Raw genomic sequence first — 16,889 nt, forward strand, 5'->3', positions numbered from 1 at the left:
CAATGTCGCGGCGGCTTTGCGGCCATGAAGGGAAAGCGTGGCGCCCTCGCGCTGCGGTCAAACTGTGGCCGCAATGCGGTGGCAACCCGCCGCGAGAGGCAGACAGGAACGACACGGATGATACTGAAGATCGCCTATCTCTGCGATCATTCACCGCTCGACCGGAACCTGTATTCCGGCGGAAATGCGCGCATCCACGACGCGCTGTGCCGTCATGCGGGCAAGGTCACGATCCTGCCCAACACCTGGTACGCGGCCCAGCCGATACGGCGCCTGATCGAGGCGATGCCCGACGCCGTCAACCTGCGCCTGCGCTGGCGGGCGCACCTGGCCTTGGCGCCGATCATCACACACGGGTTGCAGGCCGAACTGGCTCGTGGTGGCTATGACGTGCTGTTCTGTGCCTATTCCCTGTGGTCGTTGCACAAGCTGGATGCGCCAGAGGGGATGGTCACCGCCTTCACCTCGGACACGACGCAGACGGTGTTCCAGGCCTCTGAACTGGGACGGGTGCATGGCAAGGGGTTTCGCCTGACCCGGCCGCTGGACGCGTGGGTAGAACGCTGCGAGCGGCAGGCGCTGCGACGGGCGGACCTGATCCTGTGGCCGTCGCATTGGCAGCGTATGCGGGCCGAGGCGCGCTATGGCCTTTCGCCTGAAACGGCGCTGCGCGTACCCTGGGGCGCGAACCTCGACCGGGTGCCGTCCGCGCCCCCGCGCAGCATCGAACCGGACGGCCCGCTGCGGCTGTTGCTGGTCGGGCGCGACTGGTGGGCCAAGGGTGGGCCGCTTGCCTTTGCCACGATGCAGGCGCTGCGAACGCAGGGCGTCGATGCCCGGCTGACGGTGATCGGCTGCACTCCGCCCGAGTTTCACCGCGACGCCTACGTGACCGTGCATCCGCAGCTGGACAAGGCGGTGCCCGCCGAGCTGGCGACGTTCAACAAGACGTTCGGCTGCGCGCATTTCCTGGTGCAGCCGTCGTATGAATCCTATGGCTTCGCCTTTTGCGAGGCTTCGGCGCATGGCCTGCCCTCGCTTTGCCTGAAGGTCGGCGGCGTGCCGGTGCTGGACGGGGTGAACGGGCACCTCTTGCCCGCCGACGCCAAGGCACAGGATTTCGCCGCAGTGATCCAGCGCTATCGCGCGGCACCTGACAGCTACGCCGCGCTCTGCCGCTCGACCCGCGAGAAATACGAGACGCGGCTCAACTGGGATGCCTGGGGGGCCGAGGTCGCGGGCCTGCTGCAAGAGGCGGTCGCGCGCAAGCGGGGCTGATCAGTTCCCCGCCCGCTTCATCATCATCTCGTGCACGGCCTGCATGCCGCGCTCGGCCATGGCGGTCACTTCGGCGGCGTGGACATGCAGCGCCTCGACCAACTCGGGGTCGTCCGAGGTCTGGGTGACGACGATCCCCGCGTCGGAGATGTCGATCTGCGTCTCGATCCGATCCCCGCGGGCAAAGAAGATGTCCAGCGTCGGCGACTGGATGAAGACCTGCGGATCGCGCCCTTCCTCGACGCGGGCGATCATGCCGGTGACATGGCCAACCAGCGCCGCCATCACCTCGGGATCGCGGGCGTTGGTCACGGTGCGGATGCCGTCGGGCAGGGTTTCCACGCTGCGGTCGATCAGGTCGAAATGACGGAACATCACCGCCATCTCGGCGCTTTCCTGTGGCGTCGCGTCCAGCCCGCGCAGGCCGGGCATGGCGGCCTCGTCATGGCCCATGCCGCCCGGCCCGTGCATCATGCCGTGCCCGTGGCCCGTCATCATCTGTGCCTGCGCGCTCGCCGCTGTCAGCGCCGCGCAAAGTACAAGCGACCATGCGGCGCGGGCGAATCGGACTGTCGCCATGGGGCGCTCCTGTTGTCGTGGACTGCCGCAAGATGCCGCGTTCCGCGAGGCGGCGCCAGAGACGTGCGGTCACATCTGCCGGATCTGGCCTTAACCGGGGGTCCGCACTGGCCCTATCCGCACCCGGCGCGGCCTTCTAGGATCATCTGCGAACCGGCAGGCCCCCGCCTGCGCGCAAGAGGATTCCGCCCATGAAGATGACCACCGAAGAGGCCTTCGTCAAAGTATTGCAGCGCCACGGGATCGAGCATGCCTTCGGCATCATCGGCTCGGCCTTCATGCCGATTTCCGACCTTTTCCCCAAGGCGGGCATCATGTTCTGGGACTGCGCGCACGAGGGATCAGGCGGGATGATGGCCGATGGCTATACGCGCGCATCGGGCAAGATGAGCATGATGATCGCGCAGAATGGCCCGGGCATCACCAATTTCGTCACGGCGGTGAAAACCGCCTACTGGAACCACACGCCCCTTCTCCTGGTCACGCCGCAGGCGGCGAACAAGACCATCGGGCAGGGCGGTTTCCAGGAGGTCGAACAGATGAAGCTGTTCGAGGACATGGTCGCCTACCAGGAAGAGGTGCGCGACCCCTCGCGCGTGGCCGAGGTGCTGACGCGGGTGATCTCCAAGGCCTGGCAGGCCAGCGCGCCGGCACAGATCAACATGCCGCGCGATTACTGGACCCAGGTGATCGACATCGAGATCCCCGAACCCATCGTCTTTGAACGTCCCTCGGGCGGCGAGAATTCGGTCGCCGAGGCGGCGAAGCTGCTGTCGTCCGCGAAGAACCCCGTCATCCTGAACGGCGCGGGTGTGGTGCTGTCGCAGGGAGGCATTGCGGCCAGCATGGCGCTGGCCGAGCGGCTGGATGCGCCAGTCTGCGTGGGCTACCAGCACAACGACGCCTTCCCCGGCTCGCACCCGCTGTTCGCGGGGCCGCTGGGCTATAACGGCAGCAAGGCGGCGATGGAGCTGATCCGGGATGCGGACGTGGTGCTGTGCCTTGGCACGCGGCTCAACCCGTTCTCGACCCTGCCGGGCTATGGTATCGACTACTGGCCCAAGGGTGCGAAGATCATTCAGGTGGATATCAACCCCGACCGGATCGGCCTGACCAAGAAGGTCAGCGTCGGCATTGTGGGCGACGCGGCCAAGGTGGCGCATGGCATCCTTGGCCAGTTGTCGGGCACGGCGGGCGACGAGGGCCGCGCCGCGCGCAAGGCGAAGATCGCCGAGACGAAATCTCGCTGGGCGCAGCAACTGTCCAGCATGGATCACGAGGATGACGATCCGGGCACCAGCTGGAACGAGCGCGCCCGCGCGGACAAGCCCGACTGGATGAGCCCGCGCATGGCCTGGCGCGCGATCCAGTCGGCCCTTCCGAAGGATGCGATCATCTCGTCCGACATCGGCAACAATTGCGCCATCGGCAACGCCTATCCCAGTTTCGAGGCGGGTCGGAAATACCTGGCGCCGGGCCTTTTCGGCCCCTGCGGCTATGGCCTGCCGGCGATCATAGGCGCCAAGATCGGCTGCCCGGACGTGCCGGTTGTGGGCTTTGCGGGCGACGGCGCCTTTGGCATCGCGGTCACGGAACTGACCGCCATCGGGCGCAAGGAGTGGCCGCCGGTGACGCAGATCGTCTTCCGCAACTACCAGTGGGGCGCGGAAAAGCGGAACTCGACCCTTTGGTATGACGACAATTTCGTCGGCACCGAACTGGACGAGCAGGTGTCCTATGCCGGCATCGCGCGGGCTTGCGGCTTGCAAGGCGTCGTTGCCCGCACGATGGACGAACTACGCGACGCGCTGGCCAAGGCCGTCGAGGACCAGATGAAGCATGGCAAGACGACCCTGATCGAGGCGCTGATCAACCAGGAGTTGGGCGAGCCCTTCCGCCGCGACGCGATGAAGAAGCCCAATGTCGTCGCCGGGATCGATCCGGCCGACATGGTGCCGCAGGCGGTCTGAGTGGCCAAACTCCTTGGAAAGGAAGTTGCAGGTCCCTTTTCAAGTGGCTTGGTCCGTCCGGCTCATCGCAATGCTCAAAACGGTGGCGGCGACGATATCCTCGACCGTCGCGCCGCGGCTGAGGTCGCACACGGGTTTCGCGAAACCTTGCAGAACCGGGCCGATGGCCTGCGCACCGGCCAGTTCCTGCGCCAGCTTGTAGGCGATGTTGCCCGCGTCGAGCGAGGGGAAGACCAGGGTGTTAGCGTCGCCCCACCCCAGTCCCTTGCGCGCCGCGATGGCCGGGTTCAGGGCGGCGTCGCCCTGCACGGGGCCGGTGAACCCGGTGGCCTGAGCCGCCGCGCGCACCCGATTGACGCTGTCGCCCGCGCCGCTGTCGCCGGTCGAGAAGGACAGCAACGCCACCCGCGCTTCGCCCAGCAAGGCCCGCGCCGAGGCGGCCGAGGCGCGCGCGATGGCCGCCAGAGCTTCGGCATCCGGGTCCACGACCACGGCGCAATCGGCAAAGATCAGTTCCCGCCCGTCCGGGAAAACCATCAGGAAGAAGGACGAGGGCAGCGTCACGCTGGGTGCAAGCCCGATGGCCAGGCCCGCCGCCTCGATCACCCTGCGGGTGGGGTGGGTGACGCCCGCGACCATCGCCTCGGCCTCTCCGGCGGCGACCATCGCAGCGGCGCGGATCAGCGGCTTGTCCAGCATCCGACGGGCCAGCGCGGGCTTTATGCCGCGCGCCGCGACCAGCGCCTGCACCTGGGCCTCGGTCTGATCGGAGAGCGGCAGCGGATCTGCCAGCCCCTTGGCCCGCAGTCGGGCGCAGGCCTGCGCGATACGGGGGTCGTCCATCTCGGGAAACACGACGCGCGCGCACCGTTTCCGTGCCGTCTCGAACGCCCGTTCCAATGCTGTCATGCCATGCCTCCTGCCGAGGTGGCAGGATGCGAGCGCGAGGCGCCAAGATCAACCGCCACAGGGTTGCGCCCGGGTGAAACGGCGTTACGAATGAAATCAACAGCGCCGCGCGCAACGGGGAGGGTGCATGGCCCAGCCGCAGATTGACCTGTCGCCACCCGTCTCGGACGAGGTGCGGAAGACCACGTGCTACATGTGCGCCTGCCGCTGCGGGATCAACGTGCACATGAAGGGCGGCAAGGTCGCCTATATCGAGGGCAACCGCGACCATCCGATCAACAAGGGCGTTCTCTGTGCCAAGGGGTCCGCGGGGATCATGCAGCACAACGCGCCGTCGCGCCTGCGCAAGCCGCTCTTGCGGGTCGGGCCGCGCGGGTCTGGCGAATTCCGCGAAATAGAGTGGGACGAGGCGCTGGACATTGCCGTGTCCTGGCTCAAACCGCTGCGCGAAACGGCGCCGGAGAAGCTCGCCTTCTTCACCGGGCGCGACCAGTCGCAAAGCTTCACCGGCTGGTGGGCGCAGGCCTTTGGCACGCCCAATTTCGCCGCGCATGGCGGGTTCTGTTCGGTCAACATGGCGACGGCTGGCATCTACACGATGGGTGGCGCCTTCTGGGAGTTCGGGACGGCGGACTGGGACCGCGCGAAACTGTTCATCCTGTTCGGCGTGGCCGAGGACCACGACAGCAACCCGATCAAGATCGGCATCGGCAAGCTGAAGGCGCGCGGCGCAAAGGTGATCGGGGTGAACCCGGTGCGGTCGGGTTACAACGCCGTCGCCGACGACTGGGTCGGGATCACGCCCGGAACCGACGGCCTGCTCATCCTGTCCATCGTGCATTGCCTGATGAAGGCCGGGAAGATCGACCTCGATTACCTGTCGCGCTGGACGAACGCGCCGGTGCTGGTCAATGGCGACCCGGCGTCGGACGAACACGGGTTGTTCCTGCGCGACGCGGACGGCAAGCCGCTCGTGATCGACCGCCACACGGGCAAGCTGGCAGCGTTTGATGCGCCGGGCATCTATCCGGACCTGACCGGCCACCTGCGCCGCGCGGGCGTCACGCATCGCAGCGTCATGCACCACATGGCCGCGCGTTACCTGTCCGACGAGTACGCGCCCGAAACGGTGGCCGATCGCACCGGCCTGCCTGCCGCTCGCATCCGCACGCTGGCCGCCGAGATTGCGCGCGTGGCCTTCGACGAGGCCATCGAGATCGCCCAGCCCTGGACCGATTTCCGGAGCGAGCGGCATGAGACGATGGTGGGCCGCCCCGTGGCCTTTCACGCCATGCGCGGGATCTCGGCCCATTCCAACGGCTTTCAGACCGCCCGCGCGCTGCACATGCTGCAAATCCTGCTGGGCGCGGTGGAAAGCCCCGGCAGCTTCCGCTTCAAGCCGCCCTATCCCAAACCGGCCGAAGCGCATCCCCGCCCGCATTTCACCGCCACGCCGGGGCAGCCGCTGGACGGCCCGCACCTGGGCTATCCGCTGGGGCCGGAGAACCTGGCGCTGGACAACGGCAAGCCGATCCGCATCGACAAGGCCTTTACGTGGGAGAACCCGCTGTCGGCGCACGGGCTGATGCACATGGTCATCTCGAACGCCCATGCGGGCGATCCCTACAGGATCGACACGCTGTTCCTTTATATGGCGAACATGGCCTGGAACTCGTCGATGAACACGGCCTCGGTGATGAAGATGCTCACCGACACCGACGAAAGGGGCGATTACGTCATCCCCCGGATCATCTATTCCGACGCCTATTCCTCCGAGATGGTGGCCTATGCCGACCTGGTCCTGCCCGATACGACCTACCTGGAACGACACGACTGCATCAGCCTGCTCGACCGCCCGATCTGCGAGCCCGACGCGATGGCCGACGCGATCCGCTGGCCGGTGGTGGAACCGGACCGCGACGTGCGCGGGTTCCAGTCGGTGCTGCTTGACCTTGGCGCGCGGCTGGGCCTGCCGGGGATGGTGGACGAGGATGGTGCCCCGAAATACGCCGATTACGCCGATTACATGGTCCGGCACGAGCGCAAGCCGGGCGTCGGCCCGCTGTCGGGCTGGCGCGGCAATGGCGACGAGCATGGGCGCGGCGCGCCGAACCCGGCGCAGCTGGATCGCTATATCGCCAATGGCGGCTTCTTCGCCGCCCATGTCCCGGACGAGGCGCGCTTCTTCAAGCCGTGGAACAAGGCGTATCAGGACTGGGCGGTGACGATGGGCCTGCTGGACAAGCCCTCTCCCTACCTGTTCCAGCTGTATGTCGAGCCCCTGCGCCGGTTCCAGCTGGCGGCCGAGGGCAAGGGCGACCTCCAGCCTCCCGAGCACCTGCGTGAGCGCATCCGCCAGCAGCTCGACCCGCTACCGCTCTGGTATGCGCCGCTGTCGGACGAGGGATCGGAGGGCTTCCCGGTCCATGCGCTGACACAGCGCCCGATGGCGATGTATCACAGCTGGGGCACGCAGAACGCCTGGCTGCGCCAGATCCACGGGAAGAACCCGCTGTATATGCCGACGAAATGGTGGGACCGGCTAGGGCTGAAGGACGGTGACTGGGTGCGCGTGACCTCTCCGCACGGGTCGATCACGGTGCCGGCCGCGCATATGGCCGCGCTGAACGAGGACACGGTCTGGACGTGGAACGCCATCGGCAAGCGCAAGGGCGCGTGGGCGCTGGACAAGGGCGCGCCAGAGGCGACGCAGGGTTTCCTGCTGAACCACGTCATCCACGAATTGCTGCCGCCCAAGGGCGATGGGCTTCGCTGGTCGAATTCCGACCCCGTCACGGGGCAGGCGGCGTGGTTCGACCTGCGCGTCCGGCTGGAAAAGACCGATGCGCCCACTGAGAGCCAACCGGCCTTTGACGCGATCCGGTCCCCGGTTGGTCAGGGGCCGAAAGACCTGCGATGGAGTTCAAAGACATGACCCGACTGATGAAGATCACCCTTCTGGGCATCGCCGGATTTTTCCTGGCGGTGGTGCTGTCCTTCCTGTGGTTCGTGCTGACCTGGGACCCGGAGGCCGAGAAGTCGCTGACGCATCTCTGGGGCCATGCGAAAGGCGCGCTGGCATGACCAGCCTTCCGGCCTCGACCGAACGCAAGCTGGGGCTGGTGATCGACCTCGACACCTGCGTGGGCTGTCATGCCTGCGTGGTGTCCTGCAAGGGCTGGAACACCGAGAATTACGGAGCGCCGCTGTCGGACCAGGACCCGTATGGCGCCGATCCGACAGGCACCTTCCTGAACCGCGTGCACTCTTACGAAGTGCAGCCGGAAACCGGTCCGGCGCAGTTGTTCCATTTCCCGAAATCCTGTCTGCATTGCGAGGACGCGCCCTGCGTCACCGTCTGCCCGACCGGCGCCAGCTACAAGCGCGCCGAGGACGGAATCGTGCTGGTCAACGAAAGCGCCTGCATCGGCTGCGGATTGTGTGCCTGGGCTTGCCCCTATGGTGCGCGGGAACTGGATGCGGCCGAGGGCGTGATGAAGAAATGCACGCTCTGCGTAGACCGGATCTACAACGACAACCTGCCTGAGGAAGACCGCCTGCCCGCCTGCGTGCGCACCTGCCCCGCCGGGGCGCGGCATTTCGGCGACCTGGGCGACCCGGACAGCGATGTCAGCCGGCTGGTGGTCGAGCGTGGCGGGTTCGACCTGATGCCGGAACAGGGCACCAAGCCCGTGAACAAGTATCTTCCGCCCCGCCCCAAGGACGGGTGGGAGGGGCAGGTCGACGTGCTGGCGCCTTTCCTGGCCCCGGTGGCCGAGGAACCGAAGGGGTTTCTCGGCTGGCTCGACCGCGCGCTGGGCGCCCTGCCGGGCGGAGACCGCCCGTGACCGCCGCCGAAACGAACCGCAGGGCGGGGTTTCCGCCCGCCGCCTTCTAGGGAAGACGCATGCATCCCGCGCCGTCCATCATCGCATTTACCACCCTGTCGGGCCTTGGCCTTGGCCTGCTGTTCTGGCTGGGCATCGACCCGACACCGCCGACAGGCTGGGTGGGCGCGGTTTTCTTCGCCATCGGCTTTGCCCTGGCGGGGGGCGGGCTTATGCTGTCGACCTTTCACCTCGGTCGTCCCGAACGGGCGATCCGCGCCTTCTCGCAATGGCGGACAAGTTGGCTGAGCCGCGAGGCCTGGACCGCGCTGGCCGCGCTGAGCGTCATGGTTCTGCACGCGGCGCTTGTGGTGCTGTTCGGTTTCAGCCTGTCCCTGCTGGGCTGGCTGGGGGCCGCGCTGTGCCTGGCCACTGTGTTCACAACGTCGATGATCTACGCCCAGCTGCGCACAGTGCCGCGCTGGCACCACTGGTCGACGCCGCTGTTGTTCCTGACGCTGTCGCTGGCGGGCGGTGCGCTGCTGTCGGGACGGGTGAGCGTGGCGATGGTGCTGCTGGCCATCACGGGCGCTGTGCAGCTGTGGTCGTGGCGGGACGGCGACGAACGCCTTGCGCGCAGCGGCAGCGACATGGCCAGTGCGACCGGACTGGGCGGGATCGGGACGGTCCGCGCCTTTGAGCCGCCGCATACCGGAACGAATTACCTGATGCGCGAGATGGTGCACGTGGTGGGTCGAAAACATGCGCAGAAACTGCGGGTTATCGCGATGGGGCTGATGGTCGTGCTGCCCGTCGTGCTGCTGGCGTTGCCCTTTGGGCACGCATGGGCGGGATTGGCGGTGCTGAGCCATGTGGCCGGCGTGATCGTGGCGCGCTGGCTGTTCTTTGCCGAGGCCGAGCACGTGGTGGGATTCTATTACGGTAAGCGGTGAGGGCGGATGGGGGCGCTGCCCCCGTCCCTTCGGGACTCCCCCGGAGTTTTTCCGGCAAGATGAAGAACGGGCCGGGTCTCAGGAGAAACCCGGCTTGCCCGCATCCTCGGGGTGGCGGGTGAGGTGTTTCGCCTTGATCGTCTGGGACGTGTCGCGCGAGCCGTCATGGCTCCAGCCCGGGGGTGCGACGCAATACATCAGACGGTCGCGCCACGTGATGCCCGGTTGCGTGACGTCTCGCCAGATGCCGACCCATTCGTGGAAGGCGACGCGGATCGGGTTGAACGTGCCGAGGTTGTGGACCAGGCCGTAATCGACCTTTTCCTCATCCTGCTCGGGGACGAAGGTGCCGAACAGCTTGTCCCAGATTATGAAGACACCGGCATAGTTCGCATCCAGGTAACGCGGGTTGCGGCCGTGATGGACGCGGTGATGGCTGGGTGTGTTCATCACCGCCTCGACCCAGCGCGGCATCCGTCCGATCGCCTCGGTGTGGATCCAGAACTGGTAGATCAGGTTCAGCCCGCCGCAGAACAGCACCATGGCCGGGTGGAACCCGAGCAGGATCAGGGGCGCGCGGACGATCATCATGAAGGTGAAGGTGCCCGTCCAGGTCTGCCGCAGCGCGGTGGTCAGGTTGTAGTGCTGGCTGGAATGGTGGTTCACGTGGCTGGCCCAGACCCAGCGCACGCGGTGGCCAAAGCGGTGCACCCAGTAATAACGCAGGTCATCGAGGACAAAGCACAGCGCAACGACCCACCAGCCTGCCCCGAGGTCGAGCGGAGTCAGGTCCCACAGCAGCATGAAGAACCCCCAGGCGACGAAGCCCAGCAGGATCCCCTCGGCCACGTTGCCAGCACCCAGGATCAGCGAGGTCAGCGCGTCGCGGGTCTCGTACCGGCCGCCGCGCCTGCGGATCACGATCCAGGTCAGCTCGACCAGGATCGCCGCGATGAACAGGGGCACGGCGAGTTGCACCACGTCCGGGTAGGTCAATTGGTCGGTCATGTCGCTTGCCTCAGCAGGGTTTGCCAGCGGTCGGCCTCGTCTTTCGGAAGACGCAGCGAGACGCGGGGCGCGGTGTAGTCGGGGAGGTGCAGGGTCAGGCCGTGGCGGGTGCGATCGACGCGGATGCGAGAGAGCAGGCGCGCGGTGCTGTCGGCACCCATCGGCCAGACCAGTGCGACCCCGGAGTCGGTGCGCAACAGCGCGGCCTGCCCGTCGCGGCAGCGGGTGACGGCGCGGACGGGGGTTTCGGGGAATTCGCGGGCGAAGGCGGCGATCGCCTCGGAATCGCTGACAAAGCGGCGCGGGGTTGCCATGCCCAGTGCCCAGGTCAATGCAGCGATTCCGGCGATGCCCGCGACCACCAGAGTGATCAGGATTTGCAGCGGCATGACTCCTCCTGGTGCCATCATGCCTTGTGGCGCGCGCCTGTCAAAAGCGCCGTGGCGTCACGTGATTCGGGGGCGCGACGGTGGCAGGACCGCCGCTGATTGTTCGCGGATCGGGAACGACGCGCTGACAGGATCGCGGATTGATCCAGCGGCCGTGTCCAGTCACATGGAAATGGGACGTTTGCGTTGCGCGCTGCCGCAATTCCGCCCCAATCTGGCACTGCGGGAACAGAACCCGCAGGACGGAGGAATGCATGCGCACGGCGATCCTGGCCCTGATCCTGGCCGTTCCGGTCTCTCTGACCGCCGATCTGATCGGGTTGGCGATTGGTGAAGGCAATGCGAGCGAGGTGCCCTGCATCGCGCCGGTGCACGCCGTGCCCGAGGTCATGCCGCCGCAGGTCGAAAGCGACACGCCTGTTCCGCGCCCGTCGCGGCACCACCTGCGCACCGCCTAAAGGATTTTTACCAGCGATTGAGTCACGTCGGGGCGGCCTGCAAAGGGCTGCCCCTATTTCTTTCAGCTTCCCGGTCCGATCAGCGCCCGTAGTGCCGCCTTGGCACTGTCCGAGGCCCAATCCGCATCGCCTGTCAGGCGGCCGACCTCCTGCCCCTCTGGGTTCAGGATCACCGTCACCGGCAAGCCCAGCACAGCCATCTCGCGGGCCAGCTTGGACCCCGGATCGCGGTGCAACGGCAGGTTGGTGACGCCGATTTCCTCGAAGAAGGCGGCCATTGCGGGTGGCGGGTTGCGTGATGTCGCGATGGTCACGACCTCGAAGGCATCGCCGCCGAGTTCGGTCTGCAACTCGGCCAGCATCGGCATTTCCTTGCGGCAAGGCGCGCACCAGGTGGCCCAGAAGTTCACCAGCACCCACTTGCCCTGCCAGTCCGACAGGTTCAGCGGCTGTTCGTCGAAGGTCATGAAATCGGCGGTGCCGGCGGGTTTCGGTTCGGCGTGGAAGACCAGCTTGCGCATGTCGCCGTCCAGCGCGGCCTTGGCCGCGTCGACATCGGCCACGGCCGGATTTGCAAGCGCCATCGCGGCGGTATAGATCAGCGCCAAGCCAAGTTGTCTCATAAGCCCTCCGAAGGAAAGTCCATGTCCAAGACCTCGAACCAGATGTGGGGCGGCCGCTTTGCCGATCAACCGGACGCGATCATGGAGGCGATCAACGCCTCGATCGGGTTCGACAAGCGGCTGGCGGCGCAGGATATCGCCGGGTCAAGGGCCCATGCCGCGATGCTTGCGGCTACGGGTATCATCAGTGATAGCGATGCCGAGGCGATCCGGGAAGGATTGCTCACGGTGTTGTCAGAGATCGAGGGCGGATCGTTCGAATTTTCCACCGCGCTGGAAGACATCCACATGAACGTGGAGGCGCGGCTGAAGGCGGTGATCGGCGAACCGGCCGGACGGCTGCATACCGGGCGCTCGCGCAACGACCAGGTGGCCACCGATTTCCGCCTGTGGGTGCGCGACCAGATCGACGAGGCCGAGGGCAGCCTGACCCGCCTGATCCATGCGCTGCTGGCGCAGGCCGAGGCCGGGGCCGAGTGGGTGATGCCGGGCTTCACCCATTTGCAGACGGCGCAACCTGTGACCTGGGGCCATCACATGATGGCCTATGTCGAGATGTTCGGGCGCGACCTGAGCCGGGTGCGGGATGCGCGCAAGCGGATGAACGAGTCGCCCCTCGGTGCGGCGGCGCTGGCGGGCACCGGCTTTCCCATCGACCGGCACATGACGGCGCAGGCGCTGGGCTTTGACGCGCCGATGGCCAACAGCCTCGATGCCGTGTCGGCGCGGGATTTCGCGCTGGAGTTCCTGTCGGTCGCCAGCATCAGCGCCATGCACCTCAGCCGCTTTGCCGAGGAACTGGTGATCTGGTCGTCGGCCCAGTTCCGGTTCGTCACGCTGTCGGACCGGTTCAGCACCGGCTCCAGCATCATGCCGCAGAAGAAGAACCCGGATGCCGCAGAACTGATCCGCGCCAAGATCGGGCGCATCTTTGGCGCCAATGTCGCGTTGATGATGGTGATGAAGGGTCTGCCGCTGGCCTATTCCAAGGACATGCAGGAAGACAAGGAACAGGTCTTTGACGCCGCCGACAACTGGCTTCTGGCGCTGGCCGCGATGGAGGGGATGGTGCGCGACATGACCGCCAATGTCGCCAACCTGGAAAAGGCCGCGTCCGCTGGCTTTTCCACCGCGACGGACCTCGCCGACTGGCTGGTGCGCGAGACCGGCCTGCCCTTCCGCGAGGCGCATCACGTCACGGGCGCGCTGGTGGCGCTGGCCGAGAAGACCGGGCGCGACCTGCCTGACCTGACGCTGGACGAGATGCAGGCGGTGCATGGCAATATCACGGCGTCGGTCTATGATGTGCTGGGCGTGCACAACTCGGTCGCGTCGCGCCGCAGCTATGGCGGCACCGCGCCGGACCGGGTGCGCGAACAGATCGCGCGCTGGAAGGAGGCGCTATGAGAGCTGCATTGATCCTGTCCCTGATGGCGCTGGCCGCTTGCGGCGCCGATGGCGAACCGATCCGCCCGACCGCGACGACCACGGTCGGCGTTGGCAGCGACGGGGTCAGCACCTCGACCTCTGTCACGGTTCAGCGCGGCTCCTTCGGGTTGGGGGTGCGGCTGTGATGCGCTGGGTCTGGCTGGCGCTGGCGGCCTGGGGTGCGGTGCACCCGATGTATTGGTTCGTCTCCTACATGGCCGAAAATCCCGGCGGCCTCTCTGCCCTGATCGACGCCTGGTATGTCAACGACAGCACCACGGGCCTCACCTGGGACCTGACGATCGCCGCCATCGCACTGACCGTCTGGATCCTGTCGGAATCGATCCCGCGGAAGAACTGGCTGGGCCTGCTGGGCATCCCGGCCACCTTCTGCATCGGGGTCAGCTGCGGCCTGCCGTTGTATCTGTTCCTGCGCGCGCGGACGGCCTGATGGCGCTGTTGACAAGCCCCCCGGCGCGGTCTTGCATGGCCGCATTGTCCAGGGAGTTTCGCCATGATCCGTTTCGCCGCCGCGCTGTGCCTGTTGCTGTCGCCCGTGGCCGTGCAGGCGCAGGGCGTCGATAGCGGCCAGACCTTCGGCAACTGGACCGTGTCCTGCGAGGCTCTGGGCGTGAACCGCACCGCCTGCGTGCTGGAACAGACCTTGACGCGCGACGCCGACGGCGCATTCGTCGCGCAGGTTCTTGCCTTCTGGAATGCCGATGGATCCGAGCGGTTCCTGGCCATGCGGGTGCCGCTGGGCGTCTACCTGGCCTCGGGGATCGAGTTGCGCGCCGAGGACGAGGACGCGGTCTTTCCGCTGATCTGGCAGACCTGCACCCCGCGCTTCTGCGAAGCCTTGCGCGTGCTGCCCGAAGAGCGGCTTCAGGCCTTCGCCGACGGCGAGGCGCAGGTGCTGGCGGGCTACCGCCCCGGTCCGCTGGCCGAGCCGCTGGTGTTCTCGGTTTCCATGTCGGGCGTCATGCAGGGGCTGGAGGCGCTGCGCCCTGCGCCTTGACCGGGCATGCTAGGGTCTGGAATGCCTGACCCTGCGCGTGCATGAGAATTGAAAAACGGCGGATGCCTGTTAACATGGAGCGGATTTCGATGACGGAGTTCGCGATGCCCGCCTCATTCAAGCAGGACGGCCGCATGGGCCGTTTCCATTCGTCCCTTGGCACTGATGTCCTGGTTCTTCTGCGCTTCAACGGCTCCGACCATCTCAACGACCTGTTCGAATACAGGGTCGAGGCGCTGTCGACAGACCCGGACCTGAAACTCGACGACATCCTCGGCACCCATGCGCAGGTCGAGCTGCTCGACCGCAAGGGCAATTCCGTCTGGTTCGACGGGATCGTGACGCGGGTCGTCTGGGCCGGTCCATACGAGAACGGACACCGCTATGACCTGGAGCTGCGGCCCTGGTTCTGGCTGGCGGGCCGCAAGCGCAACCAACGCATCTTTCACGAGATGTCGGTGGACGAGATCCTGCAGGAGCTGCTGCAACCCTATGCGGCGCTGGGTCAGCCGCACCTGTCGAACAAGCTGACGAAAAGCTATCCGACGCTGGAATACACGGTGCAGTATCGCGAAAGCGACCTGAACTTTGCCTGCCGGCTGATGGAGCGTTTCGGCATCACCTATGCCTTCCGCCACGAGCAAGGCAATCACACGATGCTTTTGCTCGACGACCCCGAGGAGCACCCAGAGATCCCCGGCGGCAAGCGACCCTACCTGGGCGTCGAGGGTCACCACCAGGCCGATGAGGAGCACTTCTGGGAATTCCTGCCCGAGCGCAACATCACCACGGGGGCCGTCCGGCTGACCGACTACAACTTCAAGACGCCGACCGCCGCGATGGAGGTCGACCATTCCGATCCCGCCCCGCACGAGATGGCCGATATCGAATCCTTCGACTATCCGGGCGACTACCTCGAGGCCGGCGATGGCCGGTCGCGGGTCGCCACGCTGCGCGTCCGGCAGGAACGCACGCGGGACAAGGCGGTGCGCGCGCTGGGCGATGTCGTCTCGCTGAAATCGGGGATGCGGATCGGGTTGGGCGGCGAGCACCTGGCCTCGGTCTTGCAGGAGACCTACGTGGCACTGGCTGCGTCGCATTCCTATGTCTCGGACAGCTATGGCTCGGGCGGCGCGGCGTCCGATGGCTATGCCTATCGCGGCAGCTACATGCTGCAACCGGCCAAGGCGCCGCTGGCGCCGGTATGCAAGACCCCGCAACCGGTGGTGCAGGGGCCGCAGACCGCCATGGTCGTGGGCGAGGGCGAGATCGACTGCGACGAGTTCGGCCGCATCCTGGTGCGCTTTCACTGGGATCTGAACGCTGCCCATTCGATGCGCTGCCGCGTGTCGCAAAGCTGGGCGTCCAAGGGCTGGGGCGGCATGGTCATCCCCCGCATCGGGATGGAGGTCGTGGTCGAGTTCCTCGAGGGCGACCCGGACAAGCCGCTGGTGACGGGCTGCGTCTACAACGGCAAGAACACGCCCGCCTATCCGCTGCCCGCCAACAAGACGAAATCGGTCTTCCGCACCGACTCGCATCAGGGTTCCGGCTTCAACGAGCTGGTGTTCGAGGACGAGCCGGGCAAGGAACACATCGCTATCAAGGCGCAACAGGACCTTTCTACGCTGGTGCTGAACGACCAGGTCGAGCGGATCAAGCGCCATGATGTGCAGTCGGTGGGCGTGAACAAGCTGGTCGAGGTGGGCAAGAACCACAAGACCGAGGTCGGCGGATCGGTCAACATCACGGTGGGCGGCACGGGGCAGGGCGCCAGCTCGATGTTCTCGGGCCTCTCGGGCCTGTCGTCCAAGACCAAGTCGCTGCTGAACAAGGGCGGTTCAAAGGGCGGTGGCGGCGGTTCCGACCTGGGCAAGTTCGCGGGCACCGTGGGCAAGGCGGCCCTGGGCTTTCTGTCGTCCAAGGGCGGCAAGGGGCGCGGCGGGCTGCATGGTGCCGACGAGGCGGGTAAGGATGCCAACCACGCGATGCGCGGTGCGGGGTCGGAACTGGGTGACAGCGGCGACGACCTGTTCGACCAGCCCGGCGTGATGAACACGGTCGTGTCGAACTTTCGCTCCGACACCACGGGCGTCGCGTCGTCCGAGATGGTCGGTGTGACCAAGGTGCTGACCGTGGGCGGCGCGCTGATGGAATTCGTCGGCATGGAAAAGGAAGTGACGGTCGGCCAGAAACTGACCACCACGGTGGGCGAATCCATCCTGAACCAGACGCCCAAGCACACGCTGATCGCGACGCAGAAATTCACCATCGCAGCGCCGGGCGGGTCGATTGAGATCGACCAGAGCGGCATTACCATCAAGGCGTTCCAGCTGAAGGTCCTGTGCCCGTCGGTCGATTTCAATCCGGGGGCGCCGGCGACGGCCGAGGTGCTTAAGGCGGAACAGGCCTTTGCGCAGGAATGCAAGGCCACGTTGGGGGGCTGAGG

The 16,889-nt window shown here is 66.4% G+C and carries 17 protein-coding genes; 12 read left to right on the forward strand and 5 right to left on the reverse strand.

The features are described from left to right. Positions 1–117: 117 nt before the first annotated feature. Positions 118–1,278, forward strand: coding sequence for a glycosyltransferase family 4 protein (locus KB874_RS05190; RefSeq protein WP_212535496.1), 1,161 nt, complete (start codon positions 118–120; stop codon positions 1,276–1,278). Here the strand turns inward: KB874_RS05190 and KB874_RS05195 are convergent, their stop codons facing one another. Next, positions 1,279–1,857, reverse strand: coding sequence for a hypothetical protein (locus KB874_RS05195; RefSeq protein ID WP_249200282.1), 579 nt, complete (start codon positions 1,855–1,857; stop codon positions 1,279–1,281). 191 nt (positions 1,858–2,048) lie between these two features. Here KB874_RS05195 and xsc point away from each other — a divergent pair, with 191 nt between their 5' ends. Continuing rightward, positions 2,049–3,827 carry a sulfoacetaldehyde acetyltransferase gene (gene xsc / locus KB874_RS05200; RefSeq protein WP_212535497.1) on the forward strand — a complete coding sequence of 593 codons (1,779 nt, stop codon included), beginning with the start codon at positions 2,049–2,051 and terminating at the stop codon, positions 3,825–3,827. A 39-nt stretch (positions 3,828–3,866) separates the two neighbouring features. Here the strand turns inward: xsc and KB874_RS05205 are convergent, their stop codons facing one another. Further along, complete coding sequence (locus tag KB874_RS05205) at positions 3,867–4,736, reverse strand: phosphate acyltransferase (protein WP_212535498.1); 870 nt, start codon at positions 4,734–4,736, stop codon at positions 3,867–3,869. A 127-nt stretch (positions 4,737–4,863) separates the two neighbouring features. Between KB874_RS05205 and KB874_RS05210 the strand changes: the two genes are divergently transcribed. The 4 genes from KB874_RS05210 to KB874_RS05225 are packed head-to-tail and all read left to right on the forward strand — an operon-like array spanning position 4,864 to position 9,516. Further along, positions 4,864–7,671, forward strand: coding sequence for a molybdopterin oxidoreductase family protein (locus KB874_RS05210; RefSeq protein ID WP_212535499.1), 2,808 nt, complete (start codon positions 4,864–4,866; stop codon positions 7,669–7,671). After that, a complete protein-coding gene (locus KB874_RS05215; RefSeq protein WP_212535500.1) occupies positions 7,668–7,820 on the forward strand; it encodes a hypothetical protein in 153 nt (50 codons plus the stop codon). The genes KB874_RS05210 and KB874_RS05215 overlap by 4 nt, the downstream gene beginning before the upstream one ends. Then, the gene (locus tag KB874_RS05220; RefSeq protein WP_212535501.1) at positions 7,817–8,584 is read left to right on the forward strand and encodes a 4Fe-4S dicluster domain-containing protein; all 768 of its coding nucleotides are present in this window, start codon (positions 7,817–7,819) and stop codon (positions 8,582–8,584) included. The genes KB874_RS05215 and KB874_RS05220 overlap by 4 nt, the downstream gene beginning before the upstream one ends. A 59-nt stretch (positions 8,585–8,643) precedes the next feature. Then, positions 8,644–9,516, forward strand: a complete 873-nt coding sequence (locus KB874_RS05225) for a dimethyl sulfoxide reductase anchor subunit family protein (protein WP_212535502.1) — start codon at positions 8,644–8,646, stop codon at positions 9,514–9,516. Between the two features lie 78 nt (positions 9,517–9,594). On the opposite strand, the gene KB874_RS05230 is transcribed toward KB874_RS05225, so the two are convergent. Further along, a complete protein-coding gene (locus tag KB874_RS05230; protein WP_212535503.1) occupies positions 9,595–10,524 on the reverse strand; it encodes a sterol desaturase family protein in 930 nt (309 codons plus the stop codon). After that, positions 10,521–10,913, reverse strand: coding sequence for a hypothetical protein (locus KB874_RS05235; protein WP_212535504.1), 393 nt, complete (start codon positions 10,911–10,913; stop codon positions 10,521–10,523). Before KB874_RS05235 ends, KB874_RS05230 begins: the two co-directional genes overlap by 4 nt. A gap of 254 nt (positions 10,914–11,167) precedes the next feature. Here KB874_RS05235 and KB874_RS05240 point away from each other — a divergent pair, with 254 nt between their 5' ends. Next, entirely contained in the window at positions 11,168–11,371 is a 204-nt protein-coding gene (locus tag KB874_RS05240; protein WP_212535505.1) for a hypothetical protein, read from the forward strand. A gap of 62 nt (positions 11,372–11,433) precedes the next feature. On the opposite strand, the gene KB874_RS05245 is transcribed toward KB874_RS05240, so the two are convergent. Further along, complete coding sequence (locus KB874_RS05245; RefSeq protein ID WP_212535506.1) at positions 11,434–11,994, reverse strand: TlpA family protein disulfide reductase; 561 nt, start codon at positions 11,992–11,994, stop codon at positions 11,434–11,436. Positions 11,995–12,015: 21 nt separating this feature from the next. Here KB874_RS05245 and argH point away from each other — a divergent pair, with 21 nt between their 5' ends. The 5 genes from argH to KB874_RS05270 all read left to right on the forward strand — a co-directional run bounded on the left by argH (position 12,016) and on the right by KB874_RS05270 (position 16,887). After that, positions 12,016–13,401: an argininosuccinate lyase gene (gene argH / locus KB874_RS05250; RefSeq protein WP_212535507.1), complete on the forward strand. Its 1,386-nt coding sequence runs from the start codon at positions 12,016–12,018 to the stop codon at positions 13,399–13,401. Continuing rightward, positions 13,398–13,568: a hypothetical protein gene (locus KB874_RS05255; RefSeq protein ID WP_212535508.1), complete on the forward strand. Its 171-nt coding sequence runs from the start codon at positions 13,398–13,400 to the stop codon at positions 13,566–13,568. Before argH ends, KB874_RS05255 begins: the two co-directional genes overlap by 4 nt. Beyond that, the gene (locus KB874_RS05260) at positions 13,568–13,873 is read left to right on the forward strand and encodes a DUF2834 domain-containing protein (RefSeq protein ID WP_212535509.1); all 306 of its coding nucleotides are present in this window, start codon (positions 13,568–13,570) and stop codon (positions 13,871–13,873) included. Before KB874_RS05255 ends, KB874_RS05260 begins: the two co-directional genes overlap by 1 nt. 63 nt (positions 13,874–13,936) lie before the next feature. Continuing rightward, the gene (locus KB874_RS05265) at positions 13,937–14,440 is read left to right on the forward strand and encodes an invasion associated locus B family protein (RefSeq protein WP_212535510.1); all 504 of its coding nucleotides are present in this window, start codon (positions 13,937–13,939) and stop codon (positions 14,438–14,440) included. A gap of 104 nt (positions 14,441–14,544) precedes the next feature. Beyond that, positions 14,545–16,887, forward strand: a complete 2,343-nt coding sequence (locus KB874_RS05270; RefSeq protein WP_212535511.1) for a type VI secretion system Vgr family protein — start codon at positions 14,545–14,547, stop codon at positions 16,885–16,887. The last annotated feature ends 2 nt before the right edge of the window (positions 16,888–16,889 follow it).

This window comes from Thetidibacter halocola (assembly GCF_018224955.1).
In the GTDB taxonomy this organism is placed as follows: domain Bacteria; phylum Pseudomonadota; class Alphaproteobacteria; order Rhodobacterales; family Rhodobacteraceae; genus Thetidibacter; species Thetidibacter halocola.